We start from the raw sequence: 16,839 nt of genomic DNA, 5'->3' as shown, positions 1-16,839 counted from the left end.
ACAATGATCTGTGTTAAAATAATATTGATTAAATGCAATGATGTATCAAATTTAAGATATTAAAGGTGCTCAGTATAAGGAGATATTAAAAAATGAGCGATATTAATAAGTTAACCAAAAGTGAATTCGAATTCTCTTCTGTAAATATTTTGCCAAATAAGAATATTAATGCAATAAACATTGATAATCAAAAAAATATAATTTTTAACGGAGATGTAGAAACCTTTTTAGACTGCTTACCTCAAGAGCCAATTTTTGATTTAGTGGTTACATCTCCCCCATATAATATCGGAAAAGAGTACGAAAGACCAATGCAACTTGAAGAGTATTTAAAATGGCAAAAGAGAATTATTAATAAAATTTTTATTCGATTAAAAGACACTGGAAGTATTTGCTGGCAAGTGGGAAATTATGTAGATAATGGAAGCATATTACCTCTAGACATAGAAATGGCACCTATCTTTAAGGAATTAGGCATGAAAATGCGAAATCGCATCGTGTGGCATTTTGGACATGGATTGCATACTAAAAGACGATTTAGCGGTAGATATGAGGTAGTAATGTGGTATTCTAAAACTGACAGTTATGTTTTTAATCTTGATCCTGTTCGCATCCCCGCAAAATATCCAGGCAAGAAAAGTTTTAAAGGAGAAAACAAAGGTAAACTTTCTGGTAATCCTAAAGGGAAAAACCCAGAAGATGTATGGGAAGTACCTAATGTAAAGGGAAACCATATAGAAAAGACTGCCCACCCGTGTCAATTTCCGGTAGGGCTAATAGAACGTTTAGTATTGGCATTAACTAATGAAGGGCAGCTTGTGTTTGATCCATTTTGTGGTGTTGCATCTTCAGGAGTAGCTGCAATAATACATAACCGGTCTTTTTGGGGATGTGAATTGGACAATAGCTACGTAAAAATTGGAGAGCAGCGTTTGAATGATTCAATTGCTGGTACAATAAAATACCGACCATTTAATAAACCAATTTATGATCATACAAAAAGCGGCTTATCCAAGGTTCCCGACGAGTGGAAGAAAGAAGGGCTTGACGGATGATGATCAAACTTAAAAGTTATAGAAGTGGACTAGATGTAGTACCACATGGCATAGTTGAAGATATTAAGGACATTTTTCAGTCAACCAATATAGATGTAAAATCCTATGCTGCATCCGCTATTAACAAGTCATTATCTTCCAAATTAAAACAATTTGGATGGTCAGATTCAGTCAGGCTTGACAACTCTTCAAAAATATCAATAACATCTATGTTGCACGGTATAGGTCTGTGTTTACAAACAGGCAATGTAAGCCGTACATATGCAGATCTTTTAAAATTGCAAACGCTTTATATGAAAGAGATTGTTCGTGTAGGTATAATAATCGTCCCCATGTCTAGTGCTGCAAAAAAGCTTGGTGGCAATCTTGCATCATTTGAACGACTATCACGGGAACTCCCTATTTTCAAACAAGTAATAACTATGCCTATTTTACTGGTTGGATTTTATGAATAAGGAGTGTAAAATATATGGGTTTTGAAGTTAAAGAATTGAATAATTTTGGGGCACCATTTCTTAAAAGAAAATCAGAGATTCGTAAAAAATGTGATGAAACTAAAACATCACATTACGTTGAATTTATGGGTGAATATCGTGCACTTCCTGTGATTGAAGTTAGAATAGAATTTGCCGTCTATAGATTGGCAAATGGAAGAACTAGACCATTCCAACAAGAGTATCTTGTCAAAAATCCTGACATTGAACGAGATATTTTTATCAAAGATCATGATTCAATAGACGCCCAATACGCTCAGCATGAAATACTCAAACAACTTGTTGAAGAAGAAGGCTTGTTAAAAGCCTTTCGGTCAGATAATCTGCATCAGACAGAACCCATTATTTCAACTAATTCCGGTGTAGTTGTAAATGGGAATCGCAGGCTCTGTGCTTGGCGTGAACTTTATTATTCAGACAGGATAAAATATAAACACTTCGAAACAATTAAAATGGCTATTTTGCCCGAATGTGATGAAAGAGCGATTAGAGACTTAGAAAAAAGGCTTCAAGTTCAAAACTCGATGCGTGCGGAATATAGATGGCACGCTATAGCATTAATGGCAAGCGAAGATATCGCACAAGGTATTCCTTCAAAAGATGTGGCTGAGTCCCTTGATAAAAGTGTTCAAGCCATGAATTTACTAATTGAATGTCGCGAATATGCAGAAACTTATTTAAAAAAGAAAGGTCATCCTGATGAATGGTCTTTGGTAGATAAAGATTATTATGCATTTGAAAAGATTGTTAAAGGCAGAAAAAGGCTTGACACCTCAGGAGAAAAAGAATTATTTGAAACATTGTCTTTTGCTTTTGTTGAAGGATCAAAAGATGATGGGCGTTTATATGAAGTCATACCAAACATCGCAGAAAATCTGAATAAGATCGCTCAGGGTTTAGAAGAAAAACTTAACATAACACCAACTACTTTGCAAACTGAAGAAATTTCTTTGTTAGCTGATCCCGGAGATATACCTATTGATAAGCCAGCTATTGTTGCGTCAGTTATAAAGAATAGCAATAATCTTGATCTTGTTAGGAAGATAACTACAAATATTATTACAACACAACAACAAATAAAACAAGAAAGGGATGCCGGTAATTTTTTGTTGAATCAAGTAAGCAAAGCTGCTTCGTTGCTTACAGAGGCGGCTACCATTGGGCTAGACGCCTCAGATATAAATACTCAAGGTGTGGCTAAGCATCTAAAAACTATTCAACAAAAAGTTAATATTATTTTGGCTTGGTTAAATAATTTAAATGAAAATTGAAATTGATTATAATTGGCATCAAGGTAATGTTGTAATATACACTGATACGCCAGAGTCATTAGAATGGAAATCGTTAAAGCGTATTATTGGTGATTATATCCCAGAAATAATACAAAACCGTGTATCAATGCAATTTGCATGGCGAAATTTCTTAAGTATAAAAGGAGATGTCGCATCCTTTGTACAGGTTCATCAAGTTAATTTAAGCATTTCACAAAAAGCCACTGAATTACTAAAAAATGCTCAAACATTATCATATAATGTTGCCGTTAAAAAAGGATTAGCAAGCGAGCAATTTGTTAAGATGCACTTGGCGTCAGCTGGATTTGCAAGAAATTTGACATCTAATCAACTAAGTAATCTTCGAAAGCTAATAACATTACCTGCTGGAGCAACTTTTTCTGTACCCGGCGCAGGTAAGACAACAGAAGCATTAGCATATTTTTATTGCAATTCCAATCTTAAAGAGCGATTGCTAGTGGTTGCACCTAAAAATGCTTTCGGTGCTTGGGATGAGCAATTGGAAATATGTGTTCCATCTGAAACTGATAAATTCATAAGACTTACAGGTGGAGAATCAAGAATTAGAAATTTACTTGCTGAAAATCCTAGATTTATGCTTATTACTTACCAACAATTCCTTAAGGTAAAAAAATTAATTTCTCAAGAACTAACCCGAAGTTCTGTCTATATGTTTTTAGATGAGAGCCATCGTATTAAAAGTGGAAAACTTGGAGTAACTGCTGAATCGATTTTAGAAGTGTCCTACTTGCCGACAAAAAAACTTATTATGAGTGGTACTCCAATGCCGCAAAGCGCTAAAGACTTGGTGCCGCAATTTAAGTTTTTATATCCAGAGAAAGCTGTAACAGAAGATACAGCGATAAATCTAATGCAGCCAATATTTGTGCGCACAACAAAAGATCAGCTAGGTATTCCCAAGCTGGAACATCGGCTAATTTTGCTTAATATGGATGAAATACAGCTAAAAATTTATGGCGTATTAAAATCAGAGTTAAAACGACAACTCAACAGTGCTTTAAGTGATGATTCTAAATACGCCCTTCGCCATATTGGGAAAAGCTCTATGAAAATATTACAATTTGTCTCTAATCCAGCGCTTTTAGCCAATGATATGAATTACGCCTTTGATCCAAGGATGGGGCAGCTACTCTTAACATGTAACGGTCCTAAAATTGAATATGCATGTAAGCGTGCTCGAATACTTGCTTCTGAGGGGAAAAAAGTTATTATCTGGTCAACGTTTGTGGAAAATGTTGAATTGATTTCTGAGCGTTTGCAAGATTTAGGAGCAGATTATATACATGGTGGAGTTGATACTGGTGATGAAAACATAGATGATACAAGGGAAGGAAAAATTAAGCGTTTTCATAACGATCCCAATGCAATGGTTTTAGTGGCCAATCCATCTGCAGCATCGGAAGGAATAAGTCTTCATAAAGTGTGTCAATATGCCATTTATGTTGATAGATCTTTCAATGCGGCACATTATTTACAATCTGAAGATCGGATTCATAGATTAGGACTAAAACAAAATCAACATCCAATTGTTGAAATTGTAGAATGTAGTGGTACTATTGATCAAGTTGTTCGCAGGAGGCTACAAGATAAAGTTGCTAAAATGTCTGAGGCACTAAATGATCCTTCACTAATCGTAGATACTATACCTTATGATTTTGAAGGATTTGGCGATGAATCTTCTGATATTACTCCAGAAGACGCCAAAGCCGTGCTTAACTATTTTTTTAGCGGTGATGAATCATGACACGTGCTTCGTTAGGAATGTTTTCTGCTGTTTTAAGTCTTTTAGATCAAATAAGTAAATTGCAATTACAGACTGCAATTCAAATCAAGGAATATGCATATATTTCTAATGCAAATGCAAAAGATGTAATAGAATTGGCATTAAATTGCGAATGGATAATCCTTAATGAAAAAACTTCAAATATTACCATTACTGAGGATGGTAATTTACTAAAGGCTTCTTTTAACGAAAATCAATTAACTATGGATTTGCTCCGGCGTATGTTAATGACATATTCTTTAAAGTGTCGACCAGCATGGGTCTATAGGGTTCCAAGTGGTCGTCGAGAAGCTTCTATTTTTATGTCAAATGATGAACGCCGTTGTTTCTTGGAAGCATTATTGTTATCTGATGATATTACAGAATCTTGTATATTATGGTGGGATAACCTAGCTGAATGTATTCGCTATCAAAGAGGGGTTGAAGTGCTCGAGACAGGCAGAAAAGGAGAATATGAATCTATTATTTTTGAGCATAAGCGCACTGCATTCAAGCCTATATGGGAATCGATTGAAACGAACTTGACTGGATATGATATTATTTCAGTTGTTTCTCCTTCAAATCATGACAGGCTTTTAATTGAAGTTAAGGCTTCATCTCTGCCAATAGGAAAAGCGGTACTCCGGTTATCAAAAAATGAATGGAATACTGCGACATCGGCTAAGCACTTTCAGTTTCATTTATGGTCGTTTTCAAGCGCTAAAAAACTGTGCATTCTTTCTGTCGATGAAATGAGTAAACATATACCAAAGAATCATGGGAGAGGAAATTGGCAGGAAGTAATTGTCCCTTTTTCTGCATTTTGTAATTTTATAGAAATTTTATAATCGATTTTACTTTTTATGTGATACTTATCAATCATAGAATGCGATTTCATGTTAACGTCTAAACTTTTATTATACAAATTAAGTAAGTTTATTTTACATATATAGTCATGGCTAAACACTTAATGCAAATTTGTTGTGTTCAATAAAACTATAGTAACTCCCGAATTTTTTAATTATTGGCCCAATTTATTTAGTGATTTAAAATTACTAGAGTGTGAGGGTTCAAACTGGTTCGTTTTACCCGCACCAATTTTCTATTGAATTCAGTATGTAAACGGCAGGGCATTGGGCAAACAACGCCCTGCCGTTTCATAGATACATACGTAGAATATGATTTCCCATCCAGCTCAAAATCTGTTCCTACTCCTCAGCCTAAATTAGCAATACAGCAGGTTATGGCCATCTTAGAGCGTATGCACAGTCGTTACCGTATAACATTTTAGCTTTTGGTGGGCAGAATGCACGCTGAGCAAAAGCACTTTGTATCCATTTTGTATGGGTAATTCAGTTTTATGTATGTGAAAACGCCGTGCAGACGTTAACACCAAAAAAAGAGAGAACCTAAAGACGAGCGTGTAACACATCTTTAAGGCGGATGCATACCGGTTGTTGTCAGCAATCGGTATGCTGTGGGAGTTTTTTTGTTGTCATAATATAACTCTATAGGGATATATATACCACGCGCTGGTAAATTTTGCAATAACTTTTTGCCCCCAGCATTATAAATGCTGGGGGCATTGATGACTTGTGTTCCACCATGAATCAGTGCTTTCCATTCTTAATGTTTTAGCCTTAGCTTCTGATGAAATACCGAATACAAAACGGCATGCAGGGCAGAGTCGTTATAGATGCACCAGGCAGAAACAGTCCGGCAAATGCTTTGCTAGGGGGTAACATCAGTCTGGAAGGAAGACAGAATGTGCTCCTTAATTTTCACAATAACGGGCTTTTTGTTTATTCCTTTTTTGGTGACAACTGAGGTATAGGTGGCAACAGGCGGATACAGCGGCAGGGCACACACGTTGCATTGATTTTTGGCCACTCTTGCCGTTAAAAATGAAATTCCCATATTGGCCGATACCAGATCGGCCAATGTTTCGATATCGCATTCGCAGACAATGTGGGGCTGAATGTGGTACTTTTTAAATACATAATCCATACACACACGTACACTGGCATTATTTCCCAATGCAACGACCGGCTGGGTACGAATATCCTCCAGTGTAACTCTCTGTCGGTCAGCCAGGGGATGCTTCCTGTTCATAATGACCATAATGGGATTTTCCTCCAATGGAAAAATATCGCATCCATCAGTATTTGGAGTGGGGAACGGCAGGATATTGATGATTCCCACATCAATTTTGTGATTATTCAGTTTCACCAAAAGGTCATAACTATACGATGTCACCAAATCAATGTTCACATTTGGGTATTTTGTTGTAAACTCCGAGATGCATTCCACCAAATTGGTTCTGCCCAGAGTGGGGAGCAGTCCCACAATGATCCGAACCGTTCCGATTTCCTTATAGTACTTTGTCGTTTTCTCCAGTTGATCCCATGCCACAACCACAGCCCGGGCATTGTCCACAAAAGCGGCGCCCGCCTGCGTGAGATGCACGAAACGAGTGGTGCGATTAAACAGCTCCACGCCCAGTTCCAGCTCCAGTCGGCTGATCTGCTGCGACAGAGCGGGTTGGGTGATAAACAACTGCTCAGCTGACCGGGAAAAATTCTTGGTCTGTGCCACTGAAAGCACATATCGAATTTGGTTATAATCCATAAAATCCCCCGTTGATTCTGCAATTTATAGCCACTGCTTATAAATGATATTATACATTGCTATTTTACAAAAGTAAATGCCGACGATACTATATAATTATCCAAGATTACTATAGGAGGAAAAAACATGTACTATATCGTCAAGCCCACCAACGGTCTGCAGGGTGACGTCAAGATTCCGGGATCCAAGTCGGGAACGGCAAGAGGCATTTTGCTAGGGACCATGGCGGAAGGGGTTAGCCGTATCTACAACCCTATGCCCGGAATTGACAGTTACTCCATTATTGATTGCTGCAAGGCACTGGGTGCGGAAATTGACTGTAACAGCGACGATGAATGGATTATCAAAGGTGTTGGTGTGAAAAACCTGAAAGCTCCGGCCGCTGTTTTGGATGTGGGAAATTCCGGTACCGGCTATTACCTGCTCACCACTCTGGCTTCTATTATCGAGGGTCTAACTGTCATCACCGGTGATTACCAGATATGCTACCGTCCCATTGCTCCACTGCTCAAGGCTATCCGGGAAATGGGTGGCAAGGCGATCTCCACACGGGACAATGAGCTTGCCCCCCTTGCGATTGAAGGAAAAATTCAGGGTGGGCACACCGTGAATTTTCCCGGTGTCAACGTTCAATGGTTAATTGGCCTGCTGGTCTGCTGCCCGAGCCTGGAAAAGGACACTGTCCTGCGGGTGGACAACCTGGGCGAACGCCCCTATGCGGAATTGACCATCGATTGGCTTAAGGCCGCCGGCGTTACGGTAATCAATAACAACTTTGAGGAATTCATCATTCCGGGCGGTCAGACCTACCAACCCTTTACCAAGATGGCTCCCTCCGACTGGTGTGGCGCCACCTATCCCATAGTAGCAACTGCCATTACCGAGGGCTCTAAAATCAAGCTGCTCAATATGGATGTCAACGACTTTCAGGGAGAGCGGGTATTTGTGGATATTATCCGCGACATGGGCGGATCAGTGCAGGTGCTCAACGGCGGTAAAGACGGCATTATTATCGAGGGCCGCAAGCCCCTGACCGGCATTGAGATCGACTGCAAAAACATGCCCGACGCCATTCCCGCCCTTGCGGTTTTGGGCAGTTATGCTCAGGGCAAAACGGTACTAAAGAACATTGAAGCCTGCCGCCTGAAGGAAACCGACCGGTGCAAATCAATTGTGGAAGAACTCACCAAAATGGGTGGTAAGTTTGAGGAAACCCACGGCAGCCTCACCATTCACCACTCCAAGCTCCATGGGGCTACCCTCAGTGGGCACCACGACCACCGGATTGTCATGGCATCCACCTGCGCCGCTCTGGCTGCCGAAGGGGAAACCCTCATCGACAGCGCGGAAACCGTAGGCGTTTCCTTCCCCCGGTTCTATGAAGAAATGTCTGGTATTGGCGCGAACATTACGCGTTTGATCGAGGAATAGACACTAACCATTATAATAACGGAGGGATATCATGAAAAAGAGTCTTGCCATTTTACTTGCTGTCATTTTTTTATTCAGCTTGGCTGCCTGCGGCCAATCCAACAGCAATTCCCAACAGCAAACATCCCAGGGTGAAGGAGCTTCCGCTCCAGCTGAACAGCAGCCTGCCCAATCCGGCAATATAAAACGTATCACTTTTGGTACAGCCGGAACCGCCGGTGCACTATATCCCATGGGTGTGGCCATGTCCGAAACCATCACCAACCACGCGAATGGCATTGCCGCAACCGGCGAAGCTACCGCTGCCTCGGTAGAAAACCTGCGAGGCCTACACCAAGGCAATATGGGACTTGCCATTTCCCAGACCGAGGTTGCTTCCTTCGCCTACTACGGAAAGCTGGACTATGAGGGAAATGCCTTTACCGACATCCGTGCTCTCTTTTCCACCATCTACAACTACCTCCAGGTTTTTGCGCCGGCTAACAGCGACATTCAGACCATAGCCGATCTGAAGGGCAAGACCGTAGCGGTTGGCGCGGCTGGCAGCGGCGGCGAGTTGGCAGCCCGGGCGCTTCTGGAAGCCTACGGTCTGAGCTACGATGATGTCAGTCCCCAATTTATGCCCGACTCCGAAGCGACCAGTGCCCTGAAGGACGGCAAGATTGCGGCGATAATTGTAACCCATCCTATCAACTCGGCCGCGCTGACTGAACTTACCTCCACTATGGATACCAAACTGCTCCCTATTGAAAATGACGAATTCTACGCTAATTACTCCGCCTACTCCAAGTACACTGTTCCCGCCGGCACCTATACCGGTATTGATGTGGACGTGGTCATCCCCCGTTCCAGAATCATTGTCTGTGGTTCTACCAATTCCGGCCTATCCGACGATGATTACTACAACATTGTCAAGGTCATCTGGGAAAACCGTGACGAGTGGAAAGGCTCTAATGCCAGCGTGGAAAAGCAGGTTATACTGGAGCATGCACTGGAAGAAATCGATATTCCCCTCCACCCCGGCGCCATCCGCTACTTTGAAGAAATTGGAATGGAAATCCCCGACGCACTGCGTCAATAAGAATCAATGATATAGCGGGCAATCGCAGTCCCTATGCAGGCTGCGATTGCTCTCGTATCTAACGGAAAGGGTTGGGATTCATATGAAGGAAAGTGTCATAAAAGGCAGTAAGAGCCTGATTGCAGCGCTGTCCCTGACTTTGGCACTGTTTCAGATCTACATTGCGTGCAGCACCTCGATCAGTGTTATTCAGCAGCGTGTTTTTCACGTCTTTATGCTGATTGCCATATTTGGGCTGTATCAATCCGTCGACCGGCTGCAAAAAAACAAAAAAAGTTTGTTATACTTTTTGTTTATCACCGCGGTGGCTGTGGTATCGGGTATCTATTTTCTGATGAATACCGGTACCAAGGCCATGATGCAGCGCAGTGTAACGGGTGCTTCCCAAATGGATATTGTTTTTGGAGTTATTCTGACCCTGCTGGTTCTGGATATTGCCAGACGGGTAGTGGGGCTCTCCTTGACGATTATTGCCGGAATCTTTTACCTTTACGCCTTGCTCGGCCCCTATATGCCGGATATTATTGCCCATAAGGGGTATACAGTTCCTTACATTACCAACTATCTAACCTGGACCATGGAGGGTATTTTCGGCACCCCCATCGGCGCATCGGTTTCTTTTGTGGCGCTGTACATTATTTTCGGCGAGCTTTTGGAAAAATTCGGAGCGGGTAAGTTCTTTATCGATGTGGCCTATGCCCTCACAGGTCGAATGAAGGGCGGCCCCGCCGAGGCTGCCGTAGTGTCCAGCGCGCTGATGGGCTCCATCAATGGCAGCGCGGTGGCCAATGTAGTCACTACCGGTACCTTTACCATCCCCTTGATGAAAAAGGTAGGTTATTCCCCCACCTTTGCAGGGGCGGTGGAGGCAGTGGCCTCTACCGGCGGACAATTGCTACCTCCGGTGATGGGAGCCGCCGCCTTTGTTATGTCCGACGTCACCGGTATTCCCTATTCCCGCATTATCATTGCAGCAATTATTCCTGGAATCCTCTATTATCTGAGCCTTGGCATTTCTGTGTATCTGGAGGCTGACAAAGTGGGGATCAAGGCGGAGCCTGCCGACCGGTTGCCCCAGATCAAAAGGGTACTCAAAGAAGGCTGGTACTACGCTATTCCCATCGTTGTCCTGATTGTGGCACTGCTGGGCCGGGGACTTTCCGCCAACTTCGCGGCTATCTTTGCCATTGCCGTCCTGCTGGTAATCGGCACCATCAAAAGCCTGATGCAGGAGAAGAAATTCCCACTGTGCACTATCTACGACGCTTTGGTGTCCGCCATGAAAAACACCATCCCCGTGGCTATGGCCTGCGCCTGCGCCGGTGTTGTCATCGGCATCGTCAGCATGACAGGTATCGGCGTCAAGTTTACCAGCATCGTGTTTAAGCTTTCCGGCGGTAATATTTTCGCCATGCTGTTCCTGATTATGATCGCCTGCATCATTATGGGCATGGGGCTTCCTTCCACCGCGGCTTATATCATTGCAGCCACCGTAGGCGTACCTTCTCTGACCCAGGCCGGCATCGATCCCCTTGCGGCGAATATGTTTGTGTTCTATTTTGCCATCATGTCCTTTATTACCCCGCCGGTTGCACTGGCAGCCTATGCGGCGGCCGGTATTTCCAGCGCTAATGCCACCAAAACAGGCGTAGAGGCATTCTTGCTTGGTCTCACCGGTTTTATAATTCCATACATCTATGTTTACAACCCCGCCATGCTGATGGTAAACAGTAATGTCGGCCAAGTTCTGTATGTCATGGCGGTTACCGTCTTTGCGGTGCTGTTGATGTCCGTGGCCATTATGGGATGGCTTCGGGGAAAGATTTCCGTGCCGACGCGCATTTTTCTGTTTGCCAGCGTGGCCATGATGTTTATGCAGACAGGATGGGTGTTGGATCTGGCGGGTATTGTCCTGGGAGCCGGCACGCTGATGATGATTCTGACGCGCAATAAGCACAAAGATTCTGCCCAAGCGGATACCCTGTAAACTGGAGGACAAGCCGTTGCCAATTGGTGTTATTACAAACTGTTTGAGTCTGGTAACCGGAGGACTGATCGGACTTTTGCTTCGCAGCCGGATGTCGGAAAGGCTAAAAACCTCCCTTCCCCTCATCTTTGGAATTATTTCCATGGCTATGGGAATCATCGGCATTTTTAAAGTGCATCATTTGCCTTCGGTGGCGCTGTCCCTTCTGACAGGAACCTTGCTGGGGGAACTATTTCGGCTGGAAGACAGGCTTTACGCCTGGGCGGAACGCCTGATACATCGAATTTACCGGTACCGCGCCCACAGAATAAACATCGGTGTTCTTATGGGTGTGGCAGTATTGTTCTGTGCTTCCGGTACGGGAATTTTCGGAGCGATGGAATCCCGGCTTCTGGGTGACCATACGCTGTTGTTCACTAAATCATTGCTGGACTTCTTTACCTCCATGATTTTTGCAATGGTTCTTGGCAGCGTGGTCTGTTGGATTGCCATCCCCCAATTTGTCATTCTGGGTACCATATTCCTTCTGTCCGGACTGATTGCGCCTTACACCTCCGCTGAGATGCTACAAGATTTCTCAGCCTGTGGGGGAATGATTATGTTGGCTACGGGTATCCGCATTGCGGAAATTAAAAAAATTTCCATTGTCAATATGCTGCCGTCCCTCCTTGCGGTCATGCCAATTTCTTTTTTGTTCAACGCAATTTTTTAACAACAAAACGGCCAAAGATTCAGTCCGTGCGTCAGTGGATGGAGGCTAGCTCTTTGGTCGTTTTTACATTTTTATGTTTCAAAAAGTTATCCAGCTAAAGCTTTGAAGGGAACACATCACCGAAAATCCACATTAGTATAATTACGCCATCCATTTCAACTTCTTCAATTGCAAAAGTGGAATTGTAGTTTTCCCATATCCGGTGATTCCGTGCTATGGAATTATCCAAAGTCAGGTAGTTTGTGCAGTGCCACAAGCTGCCTTTTTTTACGCCTGACCTCGGATAATTCTCTCTCATAATAAGATGTTGGCTTGTTCGTGGAATCGAAATTCACTTTCTCATACCCTTGTCATGATACATTGACATTTCGCCGCAGGAAGGGCATATCGCTACTTTTATTTCATCTGCTTTTGGTATTCCGCACTCGATTCTGATTGCGCCATAAGTATTTACTTTAAGCCTATACCCCTCGTCCATCTGGCATTGGCATTGTTGACAAATTCTCATGGTATTGCCTCCAAATCTTTGTTCATCTGCTTATCATATAGATAATGCATTTTAAATGCTTAGGTTGGTCATAAACATTATGCGAAGTTTATTAGGGATCAATTTTCTCTACCCAAATCCAACCTTCTTTTTTTTGCTTTTTTAGAGTCACTGGGGAAATAATCATCACTATTTAAAAAATCTTTTGCAGCTAGTAAACAAACAACACTATCCAAAATATCTGCACTTTGTAGCATAGGTAGTAAATCACACTGAATGTCCATAACTTTTCTTAGTTTTGCACATATCTATGTTATGAGAATCTGTGTTACCCCGACAAAGCGGCTCTCACTATCATATGAAAGGTTACCGGGCTCTGAGTTGCCAGAGGGCGACAGCGCTGGCTGCAGCAACGTTCAGAGAGTCCACGTTGTGGGACATGGGGATGCGCACGATATAACCACATTCGGCAATCGTGCAGGGTGCTAGTCCATTGCCTTCTGTACCCAGTACGATAGCAAGCTTCTCCTCTGCCATAAGCTGCGGATTATCTATGCTAACAGCAGTATCACTTAAAGCTATGGCAACGGTCTTAAAGCCCAGCCTTCGCAAATGTTCGATGCCTGGTTGCGGCCACTCCGAGGGTTTATTGCCAATGTGGGTCCATGGCACCTGGAAGATGGTGCCCATGCTGACCCTCACCGCACGCCGTAACAGTGGGGCACTGCATGAGGGCGTAACCAGCACGGCATCAATATTGAGCGCCGCAGCCGAGCGAAAAATAGCACCTACATTGGTAGAGTCAGCAATACCTTCCAGTATAGCCACTCGACGTGCTCCGGCACACAGCTCCTCAACACTGGGTAGTTGGGGGTGTTTGCCAAGTGTGGTTACAAGCGTTCTCCGAGTATTGTCATGTCTGGGCTGAATTGTCCGTTTTCAGTGCCGTTTAGAAGCCCCCGATTAGTCACAAACAATATTTCATCCTCTGCCTAATGGTTTACAATATCATTAAATATTGGGGCATTGTGACTATACACTACACCATATGTAGAAAAATGATGATAGAAAATCTTGTGCTGCTTTCGGAAGATTTCCGAATCGGATTTATACTGCTCGGCCCACTTGTAAATGGTATTAACAAGCAGCCCAATACACTGTTTTATATGTGCTAACAGGAACTATTCGGGAGGCCGCTTAAAAGCGAGGTATTACAGAGCGTTTGGTTGAAATAGAACTAAAGGAGCTGTTTGGCTTAGCCGAGTATGAATGAGTGATTGACGGTTTCCCGCATTTACAAGAGCATCCTGACAAAGGACTGGTTGTACATACCGACCGTGGTTCTCAATATACATTTACAACGCTTTCAAGCGTTGCTGCTTCGGTATGGATGCCGGCAGAGCATGAGCCGCAAAGGCAATCCTTACGACAATGTTGTCGTGGAATCCTTCTATAGCACTCTAAAAAGTGAGCTTGTTCAGGATGCCAGTTATGACGATCCCGAACAAGCTCACATGGATATTTTCAAGTATATTGAAATCTACTCAACACGAAGCGCATCTACTCTACTCTGGGCTGGCTTAGCCCTGTTCAGTTTGAAATACAATATTCTTAAAATGTTTAACTCTGTGTCAGTTTTTCTTGACCTTTCAAACTGCTTTATTTTAATATTTGTTTAACTTCTTGGAGTCACTTCACATAGGCGGCTTTTAGCATTCAATATCCTTAATTTCTTTATAGGTCGGCTTTTGTCGCATCCAAAATAATATAAGTAATTATATTTTAAACAGACTTTGTGCTGATGCATCATCGATAAATAGTTTCCAATCTGGATGAGTTTTCAAGATAGTTGCGGGAACCATAGGATTCACAGGTTGAGTTACCGTATCATAAATTGCGTTTGCCTTCACAGAATGGGGCACGGCAGTTACAATATGGCGGCAAGCCATAATCTGTTTGATTGTCATAGTAATAGCTTGCGTCGGAACATCATCTATAGTCGCAAACCAACCCTCCCCAACCTGCTGTTTCTTGCAGCGCTCATCAAGGTTGACAACTTTATAAGCTTCATCTGTATCAAAGTCTGCCGGTGGGTCATTGAATGCTATGTGGCCATTTTCCCCAATACCTATAACACCTACATCTACAGGTGCACTACGAAGTTGCTTTGTTAGCTCTGCAATATTTGCGGCAGTATCACCTTCTCCATTAACAAAATAGGAGGCTTTTAGCTCAACTTTGTTAACAAAGCGTTCTTTAAGATATTTGCGAAAAGATGCAATGTGAGTTTCAGGTAGCGCCACATACTCATCCAAATGGAACATTTCAATTTTGTTCCAAGGCAAGTCCATTTTAGCTAGTGCGTCAATTGTTTCAAACTGAGATGCACCGGTTGAAAGAATAATACGGGCAGAACCATTCTTATCAACAGCCTCCCGTAGCAATTGGGCAATGGAAGCTGCAGCATGTGCACCTAGGGTTTCGGGATTTGGTGATATGTTTACATTAATATTCATGGATATAGAACCTCCTGTTTTCTATTATATACTAGATTGCGTTTCGTTAAACGCGCACTTTATACCATTCACATACACTGATGAAATAGAAATACTATCATCAAATACTACAAGATCAGCGTCTTTTCCAACATGGATAGAGCCTTTTGAGCTGTCACAACCAATAATTTTTGCGGCATTAATGCTTATCATTTTCACAGCCTCCCAAATAGAGAGCCCGGCCTCATAAACCATTACACGCACTAATAGGTCAGAAGTAGCGACACTTCCTGCAAAAGAAGCACGATCTGGCATCTTGGCGATTCCGTCCTCGACAATAACTTCCTGACCACCTTTGTAAGGGCCAAGAATATACGGGCCTTCTGGCATGCCTGCACCACGCATACTGTCTGTACATAAGCAAATTTCGTCATGGCTTTTACATTTTAAGATCATACGAAGAAGGGAAGGTGGCAAATGCAGCCCATCTGCAATCAATTCAACAGTAAGTCCATCGATTAAATAGCCACTTTCAACAACGCCTAAAACACGAAATCCGTCTTTGCGTACAATAGTTGACATGCCGGAATAAAAATGGGTCAAATGATGGACTCCATGATCAAATGCCTCTTTCATTTGATCATAGGTCGCCGCAGTATGTCCTGCTGCAAGCGCAACTCCCATAGGAGCTAGCCGATCTGCCATTTCAAGCGCCCCAGGTAGTTCTGGTGCAAACGACCAACGCTTAATACAACCATCGGCATGCTCCATCACTTTCATGTAATGCTCTGGAGATGGATTCAGTATATGATTATTGCTCTGAGCACCTAATTCCAATTTGCTAAAATATGGGCCTTCCAAATGCAAGCCTAATAAATTTGGCATATCAGTGGTAACTTTACAAGCTTCTTTAAAGCTTGAGATCGTACGAAAAAGATCTTCATCATTACTTGTCATTGTAGTAGGCAATACACTGGTGGTACCGTAATGTAAATGTGCTCGAGCTGCACCTACTATATCTTGAACAGTGCCATCCATATAATCAAACCCGCCACCGCCGTGTGAATGAATGTCAATAAAACCAGGCGCAAGATACTTTTCTTCACAGTCAATTGCATTGCCTTCAATAATACAATCGTCCATATGTCCAAAAGACACAATTTTGCCATGGTCTTCTTTCAAATAGCCATGTAGTATGATTGAGTCAACTAAAACGAGCTTCGCGTTTATAAAAGTTTTCATAAAGGATACCCCCTTTCGGTTTGTAACTTTATTTTCAATATAACTAGTCCGAACACAATTGTCAACTCGAAAACGACAAATAACTTTATTTTTCGAAAGGAATGTCAATTCATACAAACAAATAATGACATATTTGTCACTTAAATCAATTG

13 protein-coding genes and 1 pseudogene are annotated in these 16,839 nt (G+C 42.5%); 10 read left to right on the top strand and 4 right to left on the bottom strand.

The window, feature by feature from the left end; translation table 11 throughout:
* The first annotated feature begins 92 nt into the window (after positions 1-92).
* Genes C1A10_RS10450 through C1A10_RS10430 form a run of 5 tightly spaced genes read left to right on the top strand, consistent with a single transcriptional unit; the run spans position 93 to position 5,472 of the window.
* Positions 93-1,055, top strand: coding sequence for a DNA-methyltransferase (locus tag C1A10_RS10450; RefSeq protein ID WP_101910210.1), 963 nt, complete (start codon positions 93-95; stop codon positions 1,053-1,055).
* A complete protein-coding gene (locus C1A10_RS10445; RefSeq protein ID WP_101910209.1) occupies positions 1,052-1,510 on the top strand; it encodes a BglII/BstYI family type II restriction endonuclease in 459 nt (152 codons plus the stop codon). Before C1A10_RS10450 ends, C1A10_RS10445 begins: the two co-directional genes overlap by 4 nt.
* Before the next feature lie 14 nt (positions 1,511-1,524).
* Positions 1,525-2,820: a hypothetical protein gene (locus tag C1A10_RS10440; protein WP_101910208.1), complete on the top strand. Its 1,296-nt coding sequence runs from the start codon at positions 1,525-1,527 to the stop codon at positions 2,818-2,820.
* Positions 2,810-4,606 (top strand): SNF2-related protein, encoded by a 1,797-nt coding sequence (locus C1A10_RS10435; protein WP_101910207.1) that lies wholly within the window; start codon positions 2,810-2,812, stop codon positions 4,604-4,606. The genes C1A10_RS10440 and C1A10_RS10435 overlap by 11 nt, the downstream gene beginning before the upstream one ends.
* Positions 4,603-5,472: a protein NO VEIN domain-containing protein gene (locus tag C1A10_RS10430; protein WP_101910206.1), complete on the top strand. Its 870-nt coding sequence runs from the start codon at positions 4,603-4,605 to the stop codon at positions 5,470-5,472. The genes C1A10_RS10435 and C1A10_RS10430 overlap by 4 nt, the downstream gene beginning before the upstream one ends.
* An 883-nt stretch (positions 5,473-6,355) precedes the next feature.
* Here C1A10_RS10430 and C1A10_RS10425 read toward each other — a convergent pair.
* Complete coding sequence (locus tag C1A10_RS10425; protein WP_101910205.1) at positions 6,356-7,252, bottom strand: LysR family transcriptional regulator; 897 nt, start codon at positions 7,250-7,252, stop codon at positions 6,356-6,358.
* Positions 7,253-7,378: 126 nt separating this feature from the next.
* On the opposite strand from C1A10_RS10425, the gene aroA reads away from it, so the two are divergent.
* From aroA to C1A10_RS10405, 4 genes are all read left to right on the top strand, one after another.
* Positions 7,379-8,683, top strand: coding sequence for a 3-phosphoshikimate 1-carboxyvinyltransferase (gene aroA / locus C1A10_RS10420; RefSeq protein WP_101910204.1), 1,305 nt, complete (start codon positions 7,379-7,381; stop codon positions 8,681-8,683).
* A 31-nt stretch (positions 8,684-8,714) separates the two neighbouring features.
* Positions 8,715-9,764, top strand: coding sequence for a TAXI family TRAP transporter solute-binding subunit (locus C1A10_RS10415; protein ID WP_101910203.1), 1,050 nt, complete (start codon positions 8,715-8,717; stop codon positions 9,762-9,764).
* Positions 9,765-9,846: 82 nt separating this feature from the next.
* Positions 9,847-11,751, top strand: a complete 1,905-nt coding sequence (locus C1A10_RS10410) for a TRAP transporter permease (protein ID WP_101910202.1) — start codon at positions 9,847-9,849, stop codon at positions 11,749-11,751.
* A 16-nt stretch (positions 11,752-11,767) separates the two neighbouring features.
* Positions 11,768-12,463: a DUF554 domain-containing protein gene (locus tag C1A10_RS10405; protein ID WP_101910201.1), complete on the top strand. Its 696-nt coding sequence runs from the start codon at positions 11,768-11,770 to the stop codon at positions 12,461-12,463.
* Between the two features lie 853 nt (positions 12,464-13,316).
* Here the strand turns inward: C1A10_RS10405 and C1A10_RS10400 are convergent.
* Positions 13,317-13,829, bottom strand: a pseudogene (locus tag C1A10_RS10400) (TrmH family RNA methyltransferase); the annotation flags it as partial.
* A gap of 458 nt (positions 13,830-14,287) precedes the next feature.
* Between C1A10_RS10400 and C1A10_RS10395 the strand changes: the two are divergent.
* Complete coding sequence (locus C1A10_RS10395; protein ID WP_278309136.1) at positions 14,288-14,629, top strand: integrase core domain-containing protein; 342 nt, start codon at positions 14,288-14,290, stop codon at positions 14,627-14,629.
* Between the two features lie 96 nt (positions 14,630-14,725).
* Here the strand turns inward: C1A10_RS10395 and C1A10_RS10390 are convergent, their stop codons facing one another.
* Together C1A10_RS10390 and nagA are read right to left on the bottom strand one after the other, a co-directional pair.
* Complete coding sequence (locus C1A10_RS10390) at positions 14,726-15,466, bottom strand: glucosamine-6-phosphate deaminase (protein ID WP_101910199.1); 741 nt, start codon at positions 15,464-15,466, stop codon at positions 14,726-14,728.
* Between the two features lie 24 nt (positions 15,467-15,490).
* The gene (nagA, locus tag C1A10_RS10385; protein WP_101910198.1) at positions 15,491-16,687 is read right to left on the bottom strand and encodes an N-acetylglucosamine-6-phosphate deacetylase; all 1,197 of its coding nucleotides are present in this window, start codon (positions 16,685-16,687) and stop codon (positions 15,491-15,493) included.
* Positions 16,688-16,839: the final 152 nt, after the last annotated feature.

It is taken from the genome of Marasmitruncus massiliensis, assembly GCF_900186535.1.
GTDB lineage: Bacteria > Bacillota > Clostridia > Oscillospirales > Ruminococcaceae > Anaerotruncus > Anaerotruncus massiliensis_A.
This window is presented reverse-complemented; position numbering and strand designations above follow the sequence as displayed.